Below are 20,162 nucleotides of genomic sequence, written 5' to 3' on the forward strand. Positions count from 1 at the left end.
CGCGCCAGCGCTGCACCGCATCGTGACTTCACCGTTCGACCCACCTTCACAGACAGGAGCCAGACCACCATGCCCGCACTTTGCGATATCTGCCACGCCCGGCCGGCCGTTGCGCGCGCAACCGTGATGCAGGACGGCGAGCGCAAGACGATCTCGATCTGCGACTACCATTTCCGTCAGCTGATGCGGCATCAGAGCATGCTGAACCCGTTCGATTCGCTGCTGGGCGGCGGCGGCTCGTCGTCGCTGTTCGGTGAGCTCGGCGACGAATCGCCGCTCGCCGCCGAGGTGCCGCGCGAATCGGTCGACCCGACCGACGCGTTCAGCGAACATACGCTCGAACTGCTGCAGCGCGCGGCCGAGAAGGCGCACGAACTGCGCCGCAGCGAGCTCGACTCCGAACACCTGCTCTACGCGCTCGCGGACACCGACGTCTGCGCCGCGCTGCTGAAGGAACTGAAGCTGTCGCCGCAGGACATCAAGTCGTATATCGACGAGCATGCGCACACCGGCACGGCCGCCCCCGATGCGCCGCTCGACAAGCTGTCGATCTCGCCTCGCGTGAAGAAGGCCGTGCAATACGCGTTCCAGGCGTCGCGCGATCTTGGCCACTCGTATATCGGCCCCGAGCACCTGCTGATCGGGCTTGCATCGGTGCCGGACAGCATCGCCGGCACGCTGCTGAAGAAATACGGCGTGACGCCCGAGGCGCTGCGCCAGAAAGTCGTGAAGGTGGTCGGCAAGGGCGCCGAGGACGGCCGCGTCGACGCACCGACCGGCACGCCGAACCTCGACAAGTTCGGCCGCGACCTCACCGCGATCGCGCGCCAGGGCAAGCTCGACCCCGTGCTCGGCCGCGCGCAGGAAATCGAAAGCACGATCGAAGTGCTCGCGCGCCGCAAGAAGAACAACCCGGTGCTGATCGGCGAGCCGGGCGTCGGCAAGACCGCGATCGTCGAAGGGCTCGCGCAGCGGATCGTCAACGGCGACGTGCCCGAGGTGCTGCGCAACAAGCGGCTCGTCGAGGTCAACATCAATTCGATGGTCGCCGGCGCCAAGTATCGCGGCGAGTTCGAGGAGCGCGCGAAGCAGCTGATCGACGAAGTGACTGCGAAGCAGGACGAACTGATCCTGTTCATCGACGAACTGCATACGATCGTCGGCGCGGGCCAGGGCGGCGGCGAAGGCGGCCTCGACATCGCGAACGTGCTGAAGCCCGCGCTCGCGCGCGGCGAGCTGAGCCTGATCGGCGCGACGACGCTCAACGAATACCAGAAATACATCGAGAAGGACGCGGCGCTCGAACGGCGCTTCCAGCCGGTGTTCGTGCCGGAGCCGAGCGTCGAGCAGACGATCGTGATCCTGCGCGGGCTGCGCGACAGTCTCGAGGCGCACCACCAGGTGACGTTCGCCGACGACGCGTTCGTCGCGGCCGCCGAGTTCGCCGACCGCTATATCACGTCGCGCTTCCTGCCCGACAAGGCGATCGACCTGATCGACCAGGCCGCCGCGCGCGTGCGGATCGGCGCGACGTCGCGCCCCGTCGACATCCAGGAAGGCGAAGCGCAGATCGCGCAACTGAAGCGCGAACAGGACTACGCGACGTCGCGCAAGCGCTTCGACGAAGCGAAGCAGTTCGAGGAGCAGATCAACGCGAAGCAGAAGACGGTCGATGAAAAGATGGAGGCGTGGCAGCGCAAGACCGGCTCGGAAACGCTGGAGGTGACGGTCGAATCGGTCGCCGAGGTCGTGTCGCGGCTGACCGGCATCCCCGTGTCGGAACTCACGCAGGAAGAGCGCCAGAAGCTGCTGAAGATGGAAGAGCAGCTGCGCGAGCGCGTGGTCGGCCAGAGCGACGCGGTGGTGGCCGTCAGCGACGCCGTGCGGCTGTCGCGCGCGGGGCTCGGCCAGACGCACCGGCCGATCGCGACGTTCCTGTTCCTCGGGCCGACGGGTGTCGGCAAGACCGAGCTCGCGAAGGCGCTGGCCGAGACCGTGTTCGGCGACGAGCAGGCGATCATCCGCATCGACATGTCCGAGTACATGGAACGGCATGCGGTCGCGCGGCTGATCGGCGCGCCGCCCGGCTACGTCGGCTACGACGAAGGCGGCCAGCTCACCGAGCGCGTGCGGCGCCGCCCGTACAGCGTGATCCTGCTCGACGAGATCGAGAAGGCGCACCCGGACGTCTACAACGTTCTGCTGCAGGTGTTCGACGACGGCCGCCTGACCGACGGCAAGGGCCGCGTGGTCGACTTCAGCAACACGATCATCATCGCGACGAGCAACCTCGGCGCCGCGATCATCATGGACAACCTCACGCAGCCGGAAGCCGCGCGCAAGACCGACAAGGCGATCCGCGACGAACTGATGCAGGTGCTGAAGGGCCATTTCCGCCCCGAGTTCCTGAACCGGATCGACGAGGTGATCGTCTTCCACGCGCTGTCGAAGGAGAACATCCGCGCGATCGTGCAGATCCAGCTCGACCGCGTGGTGCGCACGGCCGCCGCGCAGGACATCACGCTCATGATGGGCGACTCGCTCGTCGAGCACCTGACCGAAGCCGGCTATCAGCCGGAGTTCGGCGCGCGCGAGCTGAAGCGCCAGATCCGCCAGACCATCGAGACCAAGCTCGCGAAGGAGATCCTCGCCGACCGGCTGAAGTCGGGCGACCGCGTCGAAGTCGACTACGACAAGGACAGCGACGAAGTGAAGTTCAACAAGCTCGCCGCGCCGGAAGCGAAGGACACGAAGGACGCGAAGAAGGACGCCGGCGGCAAGGCGAAACCGAACGGCAAGGCGGCCAAGGCAGGCGACGATGCGAAGACAGGCGACACGCCCGCCGACGCACCGCCGCCCACACCCGCCGCGAAACCGTCCGGCAAGAAGTCGTCCGGCGCGAAGAAGGACGCGCACTGAAACCCCCGCCTGCCCTGCATGCCCGGGGCACGCATGACCGACTCCGTCCGACGGACGGAGCCGCACCACGCCGCGACACGGCGCAACCCGAGCCGCCCGCACCGGGCCCGGCTCATGGAGATTCACAATGACAAATCGACGCGAAGTGCCAGGCATCAGGAAGTACGACGGGCCCGCCGGCGGTTGGGGCGCGCTTCGCGCGACAGCCGACGCCGTGCGCACGCAGATGGAAACCATCGAGGCGCCGATCGTGCTGATGCGGACCAACCAGCCCGACGGTTTCGACTGCCCCGGCTGCGCATGGCCCGACAAGGAACACAAGTCGACGTTCCAGTTCTGCGAGAACGGCGCGAAGGCCGTCACGTGGGAAGCGACGACCAAGCGCGTGACGCCCGAGTTCTTCGCGGCGAACACCGTATCGTCGCTGCTGCGCATGTCGGACTACGAACTGGAGAACATGGGCCGGCTCACGCATCCGCTCGTCTATGATCGCGCGACCGACACGTTCCGTGCGATCGAATGGGACGATGCGTTCGCGCGCATCGGCGAAGTGTTGCGCGCGCTGCCGCCCGAGCAGGTCGAGTTCTATACGTCCGGCCGCGCGTCGAACGAAGCCGCGTACCTGTACCAGCTGTTCGCGCGCGAGCTCGGCACCAACAACTTCCCCGACTGCTCGAACATGTGCCACGAGCCGACCAGCGTCGGCCTGCCGCAGTCGATCGGCATCGGCAAGGGCACCGTATCGCTGGAGGATTTCGACCACTGCGAGCTGATCATCTCGATCGGCCACAACCCCGGCACGAACCACCCGCGGATGATGGGTACGCTGCATGAGTGCTCGCGGCGCAACGTGCCGATCATCGTGTTCAATCCGCTGCGCGAGCGCGCGCTCGAACGCTTCGCGGATCCGCAGGACATGATCGAGATGGCGTCGTTCGGCTCGACGCGCATCGCATCGACGTACTACCAGCTCGACGCGGGCGGCGACGCGGCCGCGCTGAAGGGCATCATGAAGGCGCTGCTGCAGCTCGAAGCCGAGCGCGGCGACGTGCTCGACCGCGACTTCATCGCTCAGCACACCAACGGCTTCGACGCGTTCTCGGCCGATCTGCAGGTCACGTCGTGGGACGACATCGAGCGCGCGAGCGGCCTCAGCCAGGCGCAGCTCGAACAGGTCGCACTCGCCTACGCGAAATCGAACGCGACGATCGTCACGTACGGGATGGGCGTCACGCAGCACAACAAGGGCACGGCAACCGTGCGCCTGATCGCCGACCTGCTGCTGATGCGCGGCAACATCGGCAAGCCCGGCGCCGGCATCTGCCCGCTGCGCGGCCATTCGAACGTGCAGGGCAACCGCACGGTCGGCATCACCGAGAAACCGTCGGCCGAGTTCCTGAAGAAGATCGAGGACGTATGCGGCTTCACGCCGCCCGCGCATCACGGGCACGACGCCGTGCAGGCGATGCAGGCGATGGTCGACGGCAGCGCGAAGGCGCTGCTGTGCCTCGGCGGCAACTTCGCGGTCGCGCTGCCCGATCCCGAGCTGTCGTTCCCGGCGATGGCGAAGCTCGACCTGAGCGTGCATCTCGGCACCAAGCTGAACCGCACGCACCTACTGGTCGGGAAGGAAACCTTCATCCTGCCCGTGCTCGGCCGTACCGAGCTCGACATGCAGGCGAGCGGCCGGCAATCGATCACCGTCGAGGATTCGATGTCGATGGTCCACGCGTCGGCCGGCAAGCTCAAGCCGGCGTCCGACCAGTTGCGCTCGGAGCCCGCGATCGTCGCGGGCATCGCGCATGCGACGCTGCCGAACAGCAAGGTCGCGTGGCTCGACCTGATCTCCGACTACGACCGCATCCGCGACCTGATCGACCGCACGGTGTCCGGCTTCGAGGCATTCAACGAACGCATCCGCACGCCGGGCGGCTTCCGGCTGCCGCTGCCGCCCACCGAGCGCGTATGGCCCACGGCGACCGGCAAGGCGATGTTCTCGGTCTACAAGGGCGTCGCGGAAGACGCGGCGGTGCTCGGCGCCGAGCAGGTGCTGCGGCTGATCACGCTGCGCAGCCACGATCAGTACAACACGACGATCTACGGGCTCGACGACCGCTATCGCGGCGTGTTCGGGCGGCGCGACGTGCTGTTCATGAACCCGGCGGATCTCGCGAAGTACGGGCTCGAACACGGCGACCTCGTCGACATCGAGACGATCACCGCGTCGGGCCGCACGCTGCGTCTCGAGAAGATCACCGCGATCGAGTACGACATCGCGCCGGGCTCGGTCGGCGCGTACTACCCGGAAGCGAACGTGCTCGTGCCGCTCGACTACATCGACAAGGAAAGCGGCACGCCGTCGTACAAGTCGGTGCCGGTGCGCGTCGCGCGCTCCGCGGCCGTCTGATGCACGCGCAGGCTTGCGGCGCTTCTCCGGCCGCGAGCCTGCCCTCGTCATACCGAAACGCTTCCACGAGCCACCGCATCGCCATCGCTACGGTAGCCCCACTCTTTCTTCTCCGCTTCGAACAGTGCCCCGCTTACTGCGCTGCAGTCGGCGGCAGATGCGCACCGCCCTGCCGGCGCCGGTACGCGCTGTCGCGCGTCGCGAGCCAGTAGTACAGCGGCGACGTCAGCAGCAGCCCCACGAGCCACGACAGGTCCGCGCCGCCGAGATGCGCGGGAATCGGGCCCGCATACATCGGCGTGTTCATGAACGGAATCTGCACGAGGATGCCGATCGCATACGCGAGCAGCGCCTGCGGATTGAAGCGGCCGTAGATCCCGCCGTCCGCCATGAAGATCGACTGGATGTCGTACTTGCCCTTGTGGATCACGTAGAAGTCGATCAGGTTGATCGCCGTCCACGGCACGAGCACGACCAGCAGCGCGAGCACGAGATCGACGAGGTTGCCGACGAAGTTCGTCGATGCGCCGATCGCCGCGTAGCAGCACGCAACGAAGATCACGACCGACACCGCCGCGCGGGTTTTTGCGGTCGGAATCCACTTGTACGCAAACGTCTGCACCGACGTGATCACCGCGAGCACCGCGCCGTACAGGTTCAGCGCGTTGTGGCTGATCACGCTCAGCAGGAACAGCACGAGCATCAGCGGTCCGAGCGGGCCCGTCGCCTGCTTGACTGCATCCATCGTGTCCGCGCCGGCCGGCACCGCGAGCACCGCGACCGCGCCGAAGATGAACGCGAGCGTCGAACCGATCGTGCAGCCGAGATAGGTCGCCCAGAACGTCGACGCCACGCCGACGTTTTCCGGCAGATAACGCGAATAGTCCGACACGTACGGCGCGAACGCGATCTGCCACAACGCCGACAGCGATACCGTCGCGAGCCATCCGGCGAAGTCGAAGCCGCCGCGCGTCAGGAAATCGTCAGTCGTCACGTGCGTGAGGATCATCCAGAAGCCGACCAGGATCCCGATGCCGAGCACCCACGTGCCGATCCGGTTCAGGATATGGATGAAGCGGTAGCCGACGATGCCGATCAGCCCCGAGCCCACCGCGCCGATCACGATGCCGACGGGCACCGGCACCGACGCCGCGATGCCGTGCACCGACTTGCCGGCGAGCACGATGTTCGACGCGAAGAAGCCGACGTACATCACGGCCGCGATCACCGTGACGAGCAGCGCGCCCCACGAACCGAACTGCGCACGGCTCTGGATCATCTGCGGGATGCCCATCTGCGGCCCCTGCGCGGAATGCAGCGCCATCAGCACGCCGCCGACCGCCTGGCCGACGACGATCGCGACGATGCCCCACATCAGGTTCAGGTGGAAGAGCTGCACGCCGAGCGCGCCGGTCACGATCGGCAGCGGCGCGATGTTGCCGCCGAACCAGAGCGTGAACAGGTCGCGCACCTTGCCGTGGCGTTCCGCGGGCGGCACGTAGCCGATCGTGTGTTTCTCTATCATCGGGGACGCGTTGCGGTCCACGTTCGTCATGGTGAAGTCTCCTGTCCTGCGCGGCGATGCGCGCTTGCCGTTTCAGCCGGCCCACGACGGTGCGCGAGCCTGCAATCGGGTCCGGATACGCGAGCGACGACGCGCCGCGTGCACGCGCGGCGGTTGTCGGCCGAAGCGGACAATGCGCGGCATGCGGGGACGGACGACATGTCCCGCCGGCACGTGTGCGGCCTCGTTGTGATCCGGATTGGAGACGATGGTGCGCCCCCGATGCCGCGACGGAGAAATACTAAAAATATTTCCGGGACATACGAAAAAGCTCTGTAGCGGAAATTTCGGCTTCAGGCTTCTTCAGGTAAGGTGCTACGCGAAACCATGGACAGAATTCGCCCTCGGCGGCATGCCGGGGCCGGGCATCAGAGGTGCATGTGGCTCACTACACTTTGCGGCAACTGAAATACTTCGTGACGACGGTGGAATCCGGCAGCGTCGCCGAGGCGTCGCGCCAGCTTTTCATCGCGCAGCCGTCGATCTCCAGCGCGATCAAGGGGCTCGAGGAAAGCTTCGGCGTGAAGCTGTTCATCCGCCATCACGCGCAGGGCGTATCGCTGACGCCGAGCGGCACGCGCTTCTACCGGAAAGCGCAGGAGCTGCTGCGCATCGCGCACGAATTCGAACAGAACGCGCTCGCCGACAACGACGTGATCACCGGGCAGATCGACATCGGCTGCTTCGAGACGGTCGCGCCGCTCTATCTTCCTCAGCTCATCGCGGGGTTTCGCGAGCGCTACCCGGGCGTCAACATCCGGCTGCGCGACGGCGACCAGCAGGAACTCGTGCAGGGCCTGACGTCCGGCACGTTCGATCTCGCGCTGATGTACGACCACGATCTCGACGGCACGATCGAAACCGAGCCGTTGATGCCGCCGCAGCAGCCGTACGTGCTGCTGCCGGAGAACCACCGGTTCGCGGGCCAGCCGCACGTGTCGCTGCGCGACCTCTGTGTCGAGCCGATGATCCTGCTCGACGTGCAGCCGAGCCGCACGTATTTCGTCAGCCTGTTTCATGAGCTCGGGCTGACGCCGAACATCGTGTTCGGCTCGCCGTCGATCGAGATGGTGCGCGGGATGGTCGGCCAGGGGTTCGGCTTCTCGCTGCTCGTCACGCGCCCGTATTCGGAATATACGTACGACGGCCGGCGCGTCGTGACGATCGGCCTCAGCGAAACGGTGAGCCCGTCCGGGCTCGTGAGCGCACGACTGAAACGCGGGCAGCTCACCAAGCAGGCGCAGTCGTTTGTCGATTTCTGTCGCGAGCGGCTCGCGCGGATCGTCGCGGAATCGGCGCGATAACGAAGGAGAAAAAACGCACGCGCCACCGGACGGGCGCGTGCGTGTCGGCTATGGGTTCAGGCGGCCGAAGCAAGATGCGCGGCCAGACGGCCCAGCATCGCGTCGCATCCGTGCAGTTGTTCGAGCGTGACGAACTCGTCGGGCTTGTGCCCCTGGTCCATGCTGCCGGGCCCGCACACCACGGTCGGAATGCCCGCCTGCCCGAACAGCCCGCCCTCGGTGCCGAACGCGACCGTACCGAACGCATCGGACCCGCTCAGCATCGCGAGCAGGCGCGCGGCTTCGCTGTCGGGCGCGGTCGCGAGCCCCGGGTACGCGCCGAGCGGCTGCAGTTGAATATCGGTATCAGGCTGCACCGCGCGCATCTTCGGCAACAGTTCGGATTCCGCATAGTCCTGCAGCTTTCTCGGCACGTCGTGCGCATCGAAATCCGGCAGCGCACGCACCTCGAAATCGAACGCGCATTCGGCCGGCACGATGTTCAGCGCGCGGCCGCCCTTGATCAACCCGGTCTGCACGGTCGAGAACGGCGGATCGAAGCGGCTGTCGTGCCATTCGGGCCGCGCGAGCGCCGCGCCGATCTCGCCGAGCCGGCCGATCAGCTTCGCCGCATAGTCGATCGAGTTGACGCCCGACGGCGCATACGCCGAGTGGCACGCGGCGCCCTTCACGTGGCAGCGCATCGCGAGCTTGCCCTTGTGACCGAGCACCGGCTTCAGTTCGGTCGGCTCGCCGATCACGCACAGGCGCGGCCGATGCTCGCGCGCGGCCAGTGCTTCGAGCATCGGCCGCACGCCGACACAACCGACTTCCTCGTCGTACGAGAACGCGAGATGCACGGGCACGCTCAGCGGCCTCGCGACGAACGCGGGCACCGCCGCGAGCACCGAAGCGATGAAGCCCTTCATGTCGGCCGTGCCGCGACCATACAGGCGGCCGTCGCGCTCGGTCAGCCGGAACGGCTCGACCGTCCACGCCTGCCCGTCTACCGGCACCACGTCGGTGTGGCCCGACAGCGCGATGCCGCCGCGATCGCGCGGCCCGATCGTCGCATACAGGCTCGCCTTCGTGCGCTCCGCGTTGTAGAACAGTTCGCTCGATACGCCGAAGCCCGCGAGATAGTCGCGGATGAACGCGATCATCTCGAGATTCGAATCGCGGCTGACCGTCGCGAACGCGATCAGCCGTTCGAGCAGCGCGCGGCTCGATGCGTCACTCATCGCCCGGCACTCCGTAGCTCGGCGCGGCGGTCGGGTTCAGCGCGCGGGTCTGGTAATCCTGCATCTGCGGTCGATATGCGCGCCACAGCGCGTCGAGCTGCCCGATCGGGTCGGCATCGGCCCAGTCGACGCGCAGGTCGACGATCGGCCAGGCCACGTCGCCGACCACCTTCAGCGCGGCCGAATGCACCGGCCCCGCCTCGCCGCCGGCTGCGATCGCCGCATGCATCGCGGCCAGCAGGCGATCGGCGAGCAGGCCGGGCGCCTGTTCGAATGCACGCACCATCGTATCGATCACGGCCGGCGCGGCCAGCAGGTTGCCGGCCGCCACGCATTGCTCGCCCTTCACCGCGTGATGCGTGCCGAGCGCTTCCTTGCCGGTGAAACACGCCGTCTGCCCTTGCCCGTCGATCACCGTGACCTGCCGGTACTGGCTCCAGCCGTTCGCGCTGAGCGCGCGGTCGAGCGCCGCGGCGCTCCCGAGCTGTTCGTGCTCGATCAGGTCGAGAATCTGCGGGCCGAGCGCCGGCAGCGTGATGTTCTGCGTCGCGACCGCGCCCACGCCCGCACGCACCCACGGGCAGCGCGCACCCACCGCGATGCTCGACGAGCTGATCGCGATCCCGAGCTGCCCCGTCTCCGGGCAGCGCCCGACGATGGAGAAAGTCATGTCGCCTCCTGTGCGCGGTTCGGCTGCCAGTTGTCCGGGATCACCGCGATCACGTCGATTTCCATCAGCCACTGCGGCTGGCCGAGCGCGGACACGACGAGCCCCGTCGAGATCGGATAGACGCCCTTCAGCCACTTGCCGACTTCCTGGTACACCGGCTCGCGATAACGCGGGTCGATCAGGTAGGTCGTCGTCTTCACGATATGCGTGATGTCGCTGCCGGCTTCCTCCAGCAACTGCTTGACGTTCTTCATCGCCTGCCCGGCCTGCGCGCGCGCGTCGCCGAGGCCGATCAGGTTGCCGTCGAAATCGGTGCCGACCTGGCCGCGCACGTAGACGGTATTGCCGGCCCGCACGGCCTGGCACAGGTCGTTGTCGAGCGTCTGGTTCGGATAGGTATCCTTCGTGTTGAACATGCGGATACGCGTATGGGTAGGTTGGCTCATCGAGGTCCTTCGATCGTCGGTGGAAACACCCGTCGCGCCGGCAGCGGACGCAGCGCGGCGGGTTCGTGTCTGCTCGTCAGTTCGTCGCTTCGGCGAGCGGGCGCGCGTCGGCCTGCGCCGCTTGCGCGGCCGCGCGATGTTGCGACGCATCGTGGTAGTCGAGGTACTTGCGCTGCGTCACGATGTGATCGGCGATGTGCTTCGCGTCGTGCCACACGCCCCAGATGAAGCTGGAACCGCGCCGCGACAGCCACGGCAGCCCGAGGAAATAGATGCCGGGCTCCGTCGACACGCCGCGCTGGTGCTGCGGCTTGCCGTTCGCCGCGAACGCGTCGACGTTCAGCCAGCCGTAGTCGACCGCATAGCCGGTCGCCCAGACGATCGACGTGACGCCGGCACCGGCAAGGTCGAGGGAAAGGATCGGATGCGCGACGCATTCGGGGTCCGGCAGGATGCGGCGCGCGTCCGGCTCTTCCGGCAGGTCGAGGCCGTTGCGCGCCGCATACGCGTCGGCCGCAGCGAGCAGCGACAGGTAGTTCTCATCGCCGCGTGCGAGATTGATCGCGAGGTCGCGTTCGAATGTGACCACGCCGCCGTCGAACGACTTCGTCAGCCCGACCAGCGTCACGCCCTGGTTCGCAAGCGCGCGGAAATCGACCGTATGGCCGCCGCGTGCGCCGCTCACCGCGATCGTCACGTGTTCGCGACCGGGCGTCGCGACTTCCTTGTCCCATTCGCCGAGCACGCCGAGCCACCAGCAGAAGTCGCGGCCGCGATACGCGCGCGGCGGACGATCGTGCGGCCCGACCGACAGGTAGACCTGCCGGCCCGCGCGTTGCAGCTCGTCGGCGATCTGCACGCCCGACGAACCCGCGCCGACCACCAGCACCGCGCCTTCCGGAAGCTGGCCCGAGTTGCGATAGTCGGCGGAATGGATCTGCACGAGACGTGCGTCGTCCGGCGCGATCGGCGGAATGACCGGGCGCTGGAACGGCCCCGTCGCGACGACCACGCGGTTCGCCTCGATCGTGCCGTCGGACGTCACGACGACGAAGCCCGGCTTGCCTGCGTTGCGCACGACGTTCTTCACTTCGACGCCGGTGCGGATCGGCGCGTTGAATTTCCGCGCATACGCTTCGAAGTAGTCCGCGACCTGGTCTTTCGATGCGAACGCATCGGGATCGAGGCCGTCGAATTCGAGCCCCGGGAAGCGGTCGTGCCACGCGGGGCCGTTCGCGACCAGCGAATCCCAGCGCCCGGTGCGCCAGCGTTCGGCGATGCGGCTGCGCTCCAGCACGAGATGGGGCACGCCCAGCTTGCCCAGGTGCTCGCTCATGGCCACGCCGGCCTGCCCGGCGCCGACGACGAGCGTATCGATTGAGGTTGTTTCGACTGCCACGGCTGTCTCCTTCTGAAGTGCGGCTCGATGCGACGTTCCTGCTGTCGCACGAGCTGGAATGGAGACATTCTGCTGACACACCGCCGGAGGCGAAATGATGATTTTTGTTGGTGTTGACGAGCAAAAAGCTGGGTGTCGCGCGGGCGGCGAGCAGCGCAGGACGACGCGCCCGTACTGTGCCGGCTACGCGTTGGTCCATGGACCGGTGCCCTTCTGATACTGGATCACGCCGCCGTTGATCCGCACCCGCAGGTTGCCGTCCGGCACCTGCACCCAGTTTTGCATGTCGAGGCTCAGCATCAGCGCGGCGAAGAAATCCTGCAGCTGTTGCTGCTGGCTGGCCTGCCAGAGATCGATGCGCCCGAGGCAGGTACGCAGGTCGCCGCTCTGCTGCATGATCGTCTCGACCTGCCCGGCCACGTTCGCCGACGGATCGTAAACCTTCGTGCCGTCGCCGCTGACGATCGACAGATGGATTGCGCGCACCGACGTCGGCTGGCCCGGCGTCTGCTCGACGAGCGCGATGCAGCTCGTCATCGCGCCGAAATCGATTTCCGCCGCATCGCCCCAGATGCGCTCGCCAACCGCCAGCGGCGCGGGACCTTGTACGTTGTGAATGTCGTAGGGCATGGGTTCCTCATTTGACTCGATGGGACTGCCGGTGGCGGGGCCGCGACCTGTCCGGGAAAACGGACGCGCGTCGGTCCCGCCGCTCACATCCCGCATCCGGCCTGATGGCCCGGCGGGTCGTGTCGGTTGATTCCTTGCCACTGCGCGCGCGGTCGCGCTCTACGTGCCCTTCTTGTCCAGCAGCGCCTGATACTTCTGCAGGCTCTCGTCGATCTTGTCGAGCGCGACGCTCGCGGCCTCCCCTTCGATCGCCTCCGCGGCGCCCGCGACGATCGCCGCGGTCGCGACGAACAGGTCCGTCAACAGCAGGCCCATCGCATCCATCGCCATCCCGGGCACGTTCTCGTCGATGGTCTTCTGCGCCAGATCCTTCATCAGCACGCTCTTGCCCGCGATCGCCAGCGACGTCGACGCCTCGAAGTAGTTGGCCGCCGCCTGCGCGACCATGCCGCCCGCCTGCGTGATCATCATGTTCGGGCCGACGGCGATCTGCGTCGTCGCGTAGGACGCGGCTTCCGCGTTGATCGCCTGCACGGTCTGCAGCGCCGAACCGCCTGACCCGGCCGTATCGGCGATCTGGTTCGGCGCCTTCAGCGCATCGGTGAGCCTGCGCAGCCGGTTGATCGGCCACGTACGCGCGCCGGCCTTCGACGCCGCGGTGTTCGGCGCGACATCGGCCGGCGTCGTTGCTTCGGCTGCGGCGTCTGCGACATCGCGCGGTGTTTGCGGTGTTTGCGGTGTTTGCGGTGTTTGCGGTGTTTGCGGTGTTTGCGGTGTCTGCGGCACGCCGTCGCCGCGCCCGCCCAAAATGCCTTTCATGTTCATGGTTCAGGTATCCCGAGAGTCAGCGCGTCCTAATGCGTGGAACCCGTCTGCGGCCCGGCCGTCGGGGCATGCGCGGCGCCGCCCGAGGCCCCCTTCGGCGATGCTTCGACGGACAGGATCATGGCCACCGCCTTCGACACGACGGCGTTCGAAATCTGGTTCAGCGCCGCCTGCTGCTGCGTCATGTTCTGCGCCGAGATGCCGACGGCCTGGCTGAACATCTGGTAAAGCGTGCCCAGCGCCTGGGCCGGCGATCCCGCGACGACGCTGACATTGGTCTGCGTCAGCGCGTCGGTAACCTGCTCATTGACTTTGTCTGCCACGAGGCCTCCTCGGATCTCGGCTCCGGCATGCGATTGAAGGAACGGCGGGCCGGCAGGCCATCGACGCCGCGCATGCCGTTAGGAACGCTGCGTGCCCGCGTTCGTGAACGTGCTCAGGCGAGTTCCTCGCGCAACTTCTTGCGCAGCAGCTCGACACGCTTTCTGGCGAGCGGCTCGTTGATCCCGAGCGTCGCCGCGATGTGCAGATAGGGGCGGTCCTCCTCGAACTTCAGCGTGAACAGCATCTGCTGCTGCTGCGGGAGCGTGGACAGCGCCTGCTCGAGACGCAGCAGCAGCTGCCGGAGCAGCAGTTGCTGCTCCATCGACGGCGCGTGGCCAGCCAGCTCGACGGTGTGATCGTCGTCCCAGTCCGGGTCGAATTCGAGCCTGCCGCTTTCGCGGAGACGGCGGCGCGCGCCATCGAGGAACGCATGGTTCAGTGCCAGAAAGAGAAAGCCGGCCAGGTTCTGAACGCGCTCGGGCGAACGCTGCAGGTAAATGTGGACCTTGAGTGCGGTATCGGAGAGCAGTTCGTCGGCACGGTAAACATCGCCCTTGCACAGCAGGCGCGCGCGGCGCCGCAATTTCCCCTGCATTTCCCGCCACGTGCGATCGAGCTGCTGCGCCGGTGACTCAGGCGTCGGGGCAGCGTGCTGGTTCGAGGTTGTCATCCCGTGCCTTCCTTTTTCATGGAAAACACAGAATCGATTCGATGCCGCGAATGGCGCTGTTACCCGCGTAACACCGTTATCAAGATAATCGGTTTCGGTAAATTTTCTTGATTATTATGAACGGAAATTTTAATCCCCCGGCATAGCCCCATCCGTCGTTTCAGGCGCGCCGCCGGGCGTGAATAACGGCATTGCGATGAAAAAGAACGACTGCCGCCGCGACGTGTTCGCGAGCCGCGCGCTGCTATCCGCGTCGATCGACCAAGCGTCCTTGCCACCGAAGTGCCGCCATATCCGGATTGCTTGCCGATTATCTGGCTATCTTCATTGTTCATTTTTCACGCAGTGCCAAAGGCAGCGTTTTTCGCTAGGTGGCCGCATCGTCAAACAACCTCGCACGGAAAACATGCCTGCCCTTGCTAACGTTCAAACGCTGCGCAATATACCGATACTCACCGATCTACCGGAAAGCCTGCTGGCTCATATCGAGCGGCATGTCACGCCCTGGCCCGAACACGGCAATCGCCTGCTGTTCTTCAAGGGCGATCCGGGAGATTTCGTCGCCTTCGTGCACCGCGGCCGCGTCTACATGACGCTGCACGAACCCGGCGGACGCGAAATCATTCTCGGCCACTCGGTGCCGGGGGAACTCATCGGCGAAAGCACGCTGATCCGCGCACACCGGCGCAGCTTCACAGCGCAGTTGAGCCCCGACTGCCGCATTTCGCTGCTGCATCGCCAGTACTTCGCGCCGCTGCTGGCCAACGCGGATTTCATGGAGCGCATCCACGAGCAGCTGTGCCGGCACATCCATCAGCTGAGCGACTTCGTCGAGTCGGCGTGCCTGTACCGGCTCGAAGCAAGGCTCGCGCGCCATCTGCTGAACCGCATGCAAGGGAACGATCTCGAGGTGCCGCTGCCGGAGAACCAGAGCATCCTGGCTGCGATGCTCAACGTCAGCCGGCCGCGACTGAACAGCAGCCTGCAGAGGATGCAGCGCGACGGCCTGATCCGGCTTCACGAGCACGGTGTGACGATCGAAAAACCGGAGCAGCTCCGCTACATCGCCGACACCAATTGATGCCCCGGCAAGCTCATGCGTCGTGCCGCGGCGCGGGGAGGTTGCGCGCGCCGGGTTGCACGGCGCGCGGTGAAGGTCAGCCGCGCCAGTGGCTGATGGCGTTCATCAACTGTGCGATGGCGGCCAGCTGCGACGCAAAGTTGTCGTTCGCCGAGCGCGCCGCGGCGGCCGCCGCCACCGGCGAGCCGGCATAGAGCTGCATGATGCCGACGGTCGTGGCGGCGAGGTTGGACGCCGCCTGGTTCGCCTGCATCTGCACCGCGTTGTGAAGCAGGATCGCGGACGCATGGCTGTTCGACTGCATGAGCGTGCCCAAGGCCACGGCCGGGGCTTCGCCCACCACCTTGACGTTGGCTTGCGTGACTGCATCGGTAATCGCGGCGGAAACCTGTTCCGTCATGTCGTTACTCCTGGTTTGCTCGCCGCTACGGCGCAGTCACGGCGAAAGCATGAGTGGGTTGGTCGGCGACGCCGCGCCGCACGGTGCCGTCGATGCGGCGTGCTCGCTCGCCGTCGCGGGCGTCGACACGTCGCCGGGCGCCGGGCGGCAGCCACCTGGATCGAGGCCGCCGCCCGGCGTCGACGCCGGGTTACGCGTCAGACAAGCGCCTTGCCGAGCGCGAGCACATCAGCCAGCACGGAAATCACGCCGCTCGAGCCGATTTCCGTCGCGGCGGCGCCGGCGCTCGCCGGCCCGAGCGTGTAGAGCTGCATCGTGCCCACGTTCGTCGAGGTCGGCAGCTGGACCGCGGCCTGCGACTGCTGCTGCACGGCGTTCTCGAACAGCACGCTGAGCGAATGGCTCTGGGCCTGGTACAGCGAGCCCGTTGCCATCGCGGGCGCTTCGCCCACCACCTTGACGTTGGTCTGCGTGACCGCGTCGGTGATCGCGGCATTGACCGTGCACGTCTTGCAGTCGCAGGGGTCCTTCGGGTCCTTGTTGTCGGCGTTTGCGTCATTTGGCATCGTATTTCTCCTGGTTTGCGAACGGGCGCCGCATCGAATTGGCTCGGCCCGTTCTGTCGGTTGCTCCGGAACACTGCGCGGCACCGCTGTTCAGGTGCCGGCGGCCGTGCTGCGGATCCGCGGCACGGCGGCGGCATGGGCGGCTCGTGCCGCTTGCGCCGCCGCTCGACTACGGCGTTGACCCCTTAGGGGGTCACCGCCTTGCCAATCGCGATCACGTCGGCCAGCAGGGAGATGATCCCGTTCGAGCCGATTTCCGTGGCGGCCGCACCCGCGCTTTCCGGCCCGATCGTGTAGAGCTGCATCGTCCCCACGTTCGTCGACGTCTGCGACTGGATCGCGGCCTGCGACTGCTGCTGCACCGCGTTCTCGAACAGGATGCTGAGCGAATGGCTCTGGGCCTGGTACAGCGAGCCCATCGCCATTGCCGGCGCCTCGGCGACCACCTTGACGTTGACCTGCGTGACGGCATCGGTAATCGCAGGATTGACCTGGCACACTTGACACTTATCACTCATTTTTTGCTCCTTGATTCACGTAGTTGAGAGATCGCACATCGGGGCCGGCCGGTTTCGCGTCCAGCCGCTCGACTTCGCCGCATGACCCGCGTGCTACTCCATGGACGCTGGGCCGGCGGTATCGTGAACGGCGGCGGTGGCGGCAGCACCCGGCGCGGTCGGTTCGGACCGTTCGGTCGGACCGGCGCCGACGCTTTGCAGCCGGCCGTCTATCGCGTCGAGCCGTACGGCGAGCCGGTCGGCGAGCGAATCGACGTATTGCCGGAAGCAGGTGTCGATTTCCTGCCGGATGAGGCCCGTCAGCTGTTCGCCGATCATCGCCAGCGCCTGGCGGGTGCTGTCCTGGATGTCCGCCGTGCCGGATGCCTGCGCGTCGCCCGGCGGCTCGTGCGCGTCGAGTACGCCGGACACTTTCTGCTGTTCCGACGCCAGCATGCCGAGGGTCGTCTCGTTCTGCGCGTCGATCGTCTGCAGGATGCCGCGCATCTTCTCGTACGCCTTCTGCTGGTTGAGCTGCAGAAAATGCTTGACCTGCTCGCGCGCCTCCTGCCGGGTTTTCAACCGCGGCAATGGCGGGTTCGCGGCGCTCGCCTGCTTGGCCGTGCCGGCGGCCGGCGCCGGCTGGTTCCCGTGCCTGCCCGGCAGCCGCTCCAGCAGCGCCTGTTCTTCGCCCGGCTCGAGGGGCCGTCCCAAGCGCTTCTCTGCGAACTGCCTCAACAGGGGGTCGAGTGCTTCGCTGCTCATGGCTCACACCTCCTCGATGTCCGCCCGCGGCGCCGGTGCGTGCGGTTCGGGTTCGGATGGACGCAGCGCCGACGCGCCTTGGTCGACGTGCTGCAATGGATATCGCATGGTGTTCTCCGGGAAATGGATGCGCGACGGCCTTGCCGGAAATTTCGGCAGGACTGCTGCAGGGACGAACCGTGCGACGGGTCTGTGAAGTCGGTCGCCGGCTCGCGCCGGCTGCGTGTGTCGGGTACCGGATGTCGCCGACGTTCGGGCTGCGCGTGGAAGCGTGCATCGATACATCGACCGATCGCCCGGTCCAGCGGTTCTTCGACCATCTGCTGCCCGAGGAAGGGAGGCGCATGTCGCTCGCGCGCGAGGCGAAAGGAGACGCAGGCTACGCCTGGAGCCTGCTCGCATACTTCGGACGCGAATCGGCCGGCGCGCTCACGCTGCGCGCCGAAGGCGAGCGGGAAGCGGCGGCAGCACGCAGCCACTTTCGCTCGACGAGCTTGAACGCCGCATCCAGAAGATGCCCGAGTGTGCGCTGAAGACCGCGCCGAAGAGTGCGTCACTGGCCGACGCACGGCAGAAGCTGCTGTCGATGTTGCGCGGCGACGCCGGGCTACGCGCTTTTCGAGCAGATGGGCAGCGAGCCGACGGCCGCGCCCATCCCCGACAATTCTTGCCTGTGGCCGGACTGCCGAACTGGTAGGATGCCCGTCGCCTCGGCATGGACGGCAGCCACAGGACGTTCAACCGTCCCTTTTTTAATGCCCCGCGACCGGTCAACCCCGCAGTCGCGCCCAGGCGACTCGGTGCGCCAACCGCGCCCCAGCCCCGTTGAACCCCGCAACACCCCGGCGTCGCCCCGCTCGACCCGTTGCAGTAACCGTTGGAGTGGCGCATCGCGCGCCTGCAAGCATGAAGAAACCGAATCCGCCCATCCCCTCCCCGCGCGACAAAGACCGCACGCCGCTGGTGCGCGCGGGCGCGCTGCTGCTGATGGCCGGCCTGCTGTACCTGCTGTGGCCGTCCGCCGAAACCGCGTACCTCGCAATGGAATCGGTGTTGCGCTGACGCGCATGGCCGTCACCGCGCTGCGTTATACTTTCGCGATGGAAACCAAACCTGCCCTGCCGAACCTGCATTGCTGGTGGCGCGCCTGACCCAGGCGGCCCGTTTCCTTTTGCATGTCCCAAACGTGATGCCGCCAGCCATGGCGGCATTTGCGTTTCAGCGCCGACATCATGGCTGGCTGCTTCGACAACCCGGAGCCAACGACCACCATGACCCACCCGAACCGCCCGACCATCCTCACCGGCGACCGCACCACCGGCCCGCTGCATCTCGGCCACTACATCGGCTCGCTGCGCGCGCGCGTGCAGATGCAGCACGAAGCGCGGCAATTCCTGCTGCTCGCCGATACGCAGGCGCTGACCGACAACATGGGCCGCCGCCAGCGCGTCACCGAGAACGTGATCGAGGTCGCGCTCGACTATCTCGCCGTCGGCATCGATCCGGCGATCTCGACGATCGTCGTGCAGTCACAGGTGCCCGAGCTCGCCGAGCTGTCGCAATACCTGCTCAACCTCGTCACGGTCGCGCGCCTCGAACGCAATCCGACCATCAAGGAAGAGATCCGCCTGCGCGGCTTCGAGCGCGACATCCCGGCCGGCTTCCTGACCTACCCGGTGAGCCAGGCCGCCGACATCACTGCGTTCAAGGCAACGCATGTACCTGTCGGCGACGATCAATTGCCGATGATCGAACAGACCAACGAACTCGTGCGCCGCTTCAACGCGACCGTCGAGCAGCCGGTGCTGGTCGAATGCGAGGCCGTGCTGTCGTCGGTCACACGGCTGCCGGGCATCGACGGCAAGGCGAAGATGAGCAAGTCGCTCGGCAATGCAATCACGCTCGGCGCGACGCCGGACGAGATCGCGCAGGCCGTGAAGGACATGTATACAGATCCGAACCACCTGCGCGTGAGCGACCCCGGCCAGGTCGAGGGCAACGTCGTGTTCACGTTCCTCGACGCGTTCGAGCCGGATGTGCAGACGGTCGACGAGCTGAAGGCGCACTATCGCCGCGGCGGGCTCGGCGACAGCGTCGTCAAGCGCGTGCTGAACGAGCGGCTGCAGGCACTGATCGAGCCGATCCGCACGCGCCGCCGCGAGTTCGAGGCCGACAAGGCCGAGGTAATGGCGATCCTGAAGCGCGGCACGTTGCACGCGCGGGAAGTCGCGGGTGCGACGCTCGCGGAGGTGAAGGGCGCGCTGGGGCTCACGTATTTCGATTGAGCGGCGCAGGCGGCAAACGCGGTGCGAGGACGACGCGCGGCGGAAAGCCGGAGCGGCTTGTCAGGCTCCGGACGGCGCAAGGCCGCCCCGCAGGCGGTCAGCCACCGATCGGCGCCGTCATGCCCGTTCGCACCCGCTATCGTTTCCCCGTCAGCCACGCCCGCCCGCGACACCATGAGGCCAGCGGAAA

The 20,162-nt window shown here is 66.7% G+C and carries 19 protein-coding genes and 1 pseudogene; 7 read left to right on the forward strand and 13 right to left on the reverse strand.

Annotation, left to right across the window (positions count from 1 at the left end; genetic code table 11):
- The first annotated feature begins 69 nt into the window (after nt 1-69).
- Together BT264_RS14820 and BT264_RS14825 are read left to right on the forward strand one after the other, a co-directional pair.
- Nucleotides 70-2,919 (forward strand): ATP-dependent Clp protease ATP-binding subunit, encoded by a 2,850-nt coding sequence (locus BT264_RS14820; RefSeq protein WP_072437820.1) that lies wholly within the window; start codon nt 70-72, stop codon nt 2,917-2,919.
- A gap of 127 nt (nt 2,920-3,046) precedes the next feature.
- Nucleotides 3,047-5,326, forward strand: a complete 2,280-nt coding sequence (locus BT264_RS14825) for an FdhF/YdeP family oxidoreductase (RefSeq protein ID WP_072437819.1) — start codon at nt 3,047-3,049, stop codon at nt 5,324-5,326.
- Nucleotides 5,327-5,459: 133 nt separating this feature from the next.
- Here BT264_RS14825 and BT264_RS14830 read toward each other — a convergent pair whose 3' ends face one another.
- Nucleotides 5,460-6,881, reverse strand: a complete 1,422-nt coding sequence (locus tag BT264_RS14830) for a purine-cytosine permease family protein (RefSeq protein ID WP_072437818.1) — start codon at nt 6,879-6,881, stop codon at nt 5,460-5,462.
- A gap of 389 nt (nt 6,882-7,270) precedes the next feature.
- On the opposite strand from BT264_RS14830, the gene BT264_RS14835 reads away from it, so the two are divergent.
- Nucleotides 7,271-8,194 carry a LysR substrate-binding domain-containing protein gene (locus tag BT264_RS14835; protein WP_072437987.1) on the forward strand — a complete coding sequence of 308 codons (924 nt, stop codon included), beginning with the start codon at nt 7,271-7,273 and terminating at the stop codon, nt 8,192-8,194.
- 56 nt (nt 8,195-8,250) lie between these two features.
- Here the strand turns inward: BT264_RS14835 and argE are convergent, their stop codons facing one another.
- The 8 genes from argE to BT264_RS14875 all read right to left on the reverse strand — a co-directional run bounded on the left by argE (nt 8,251) and on the right by BT264_RS14875 (nt 14,378).
- Nucleotides 8,251-9,414 carry an acetylornithine deacetylase gene (argE, locus tag BT264_RS14840; protein ID WP_072437817.1) on the reverse strand — a complete coding sequence of 388 codons (1,164 nt, stop codon included), beginning with the start codon at nt 9,412-9,414 and terminating at the stop codon, nt 8,251-8,253.
- Nucleotides 9,407-10,084: a DUF1028 domain-containing protein gene (locus tag BT264_RS14845; protein WP_072437816.1), complete on the reverse strand. Its 678-nt coding sequence runs from the start codon at nt 10,082-10,084 to the stop codon at nt 9,407-9,409. Before BT264_RS14845 ends, argE begins: the two co-directional genes overlap by 8 nt.
- Nucleotides 10,081-10,530 carry a RidA family protein gene (locus tag BT264_RS14850; protein ID WP_072437815.1) on the reverse strand — a complete coding sequence of 150 codons (450 nt, stop codon included), beginning with the start codon at nt 10,528-10,530 and terminating at the stop codon, nt 10,081-10,083. Before BT264_RS14850 ends, BT264_RS14845 begins: the two co-directional genes overlap by 4 nt.
- A gap of 76 nt (nt 10,531-10,606) precedes the next feature.
- Complete coding sequence (locus BT264_RS14855) at nt 10,607-11,929, reverse strand: flavin-containing monooxygenase (RefSeq protein WP_072437814.1); 1,323 nt, start codon at nt 11,927-11,929, stop codon at nt 10,607-10,609.
- Nucleotides 11,930-12,112: 183 nt separating this feature from the next.
- Nucleotides 12,113-12,559: a hypothetical protein gene (locus BT264_RS14860; protein WP_034184499.1), complete on the reverse strand. Its 447-nt coding sequence runs from the start codon at nt 12,557-12,559 to the stop codon at nt 12,113-12,115.
- A gap of 159 nt (nt 12,560-12,718) precedes the next feature.
- Nucleotides 12,719-13,378 carry a hypothetical protein gene (locus tag BT264_RS14865; protein ID WP_256260631.1) on the reverse strand — a complete coding sequence of 220 codons (660 nt, stop codon included), beginning with the start codon at nt 13,376-13,378 and terminating at the stop codon, nt 12,719-12,721.
- 35 nt (nt 13,379-13,413) lie between these two features.
- Nucleotides 13,414-13,707, reverse strand: a complete 294-nt coding sequence (locus BT264_RS14870; protein ID WP_072437812.1) for a RebB family R body protein — start codon at nt 13,705-13,707, stop codon at nt 13,414-13,416.
- A gap of 113 nt (nt 13,708-13,820) precedes the next feature.
- Nucleotides 13,821-14,378, reverse strand: a complete 558-nt coding sequence (locus BT264_RS14875; RefSeq protein WP_072437811.1) for an RNA polymerase sigma factor — start codon at nt 14,376-14,378, stop codon at nt 13,821-13,823.
- A 196-nt stretch (nt 14,379-14,574) separates the two neighbouring features.
- On the opposite strand from BT264_RS14875, the gene BT264_RS14880 reads away from it, so the two are divergent.
- Nucleotides 14,575-15,459 (forward strand): Crp/Fnr family transcriptional regulator, encoded by an 885-nt coding sequence (locus BT264_RS14880; RefSeq protein WP_256260632.1) that lies wholly within the window; start codon nt 14,575-14,577, stop codon nt 15,457-15,459.
- Between the two features lie 76 nt (nt 15,460-15,535).
- Here the strand turns inward: BT264_RS14880 and BT264_RS14885 are convergent, their stop codons facing one another.
- The 4 genes from BT264_RS14885 to BT264_RS14900 form a co-directional block, all read right to left on the reverse strand.
- Nucleotides 15,536-15,859, reverse strand: a complete 324-nt coding sequence (locus BT264_RS14885; protein WP_072437809.1) for a RebB family R body protein — start codon at nt 15,857-15,859, stop codon at nt 15,536-15,538.
- Between the two features lie 197 nt (nt 15,860-16,056).
- Nucleotides 16,057-16,425 (reverse strand): RebB family R body protein, encoded by a 369-nt coding sequence (locus BT264_RS14890; protein ID WP_072437808.1) that lies wholly within the window; start codon nt 16,423-16,425, stop codon nt 16,057-16,059.
- Nucleotides 16,426-16,610: 185 nt separating this feature from the next.
- On the reverse strand, nt 16,611-16,943 hold the full coding sequence (locus BT264_RS14895; RefSeq protein ID WP_072437807.1) for a RebB family R body protein: 333 nt from the start codon (nt 16,941-16,943) through the stop codon (nt 16,611-16,613).
- 93 nt (nt 16,944-17,036) lie between these two features.
- Complete coding sequence (locus tag BT264_RS14900; RefSeq protein WP_072437806.1) at nt 17,037-17,687, reverse strand: hypothetical protein; 651 nt, start codon at nt 17,685-17,687, stop codon at nt 17,037-17,039.
- 218 nt (nt 17,688-17,905) lie between these two features.
- Here BT264_RS14900 and BT264_RS37435 point away from each other — a divergent pair.
- From BT264_RS37435 to trpS, 3 genes and pseudogenes are all read left to right on the forward strand, one after another.
- A pseudogene (locus tag BT264_RS37435) lies at nt 17,906-18,391 on the forward strand (HipA N-terminal domain-containing protein); the annotation flags it as partial.
- Nucleotides 18,392-18,593: 202 nt separating this feature from the next.
- Entirely contained in the window at nt 18,594-18,749 is a 156-nt protein-coding gene (locus BT264_RS39190) for a hypothetical protein (protein ID WP_175961797.1), read from the forward strand.
- Nucleotides 18,750-18,958: 209 nt separating this feature from the next.
- Entirely contained in the window at nt 18,959-19,972 is a 1,014-nt protein-coding gene (gene trpS / locus BT264_RS14915) for a tryptophan--tRNA ligase (RefSeq protein WP_072437804.1), read from the forward strand.
- Nucleotides 19,973-20,162 lie beyond the last annotated feature (190 nt).

It is taken from the genome of Burkholderia sp. NFPP32, from assembly GCF_900119325.1.
GTDB lineage: Bacteria > Pseudomonadota > Gammaproteobacteria > Burkholderiales > Burkholderiaceae > Burkholderia > Burkholderia pyrrocinia_C.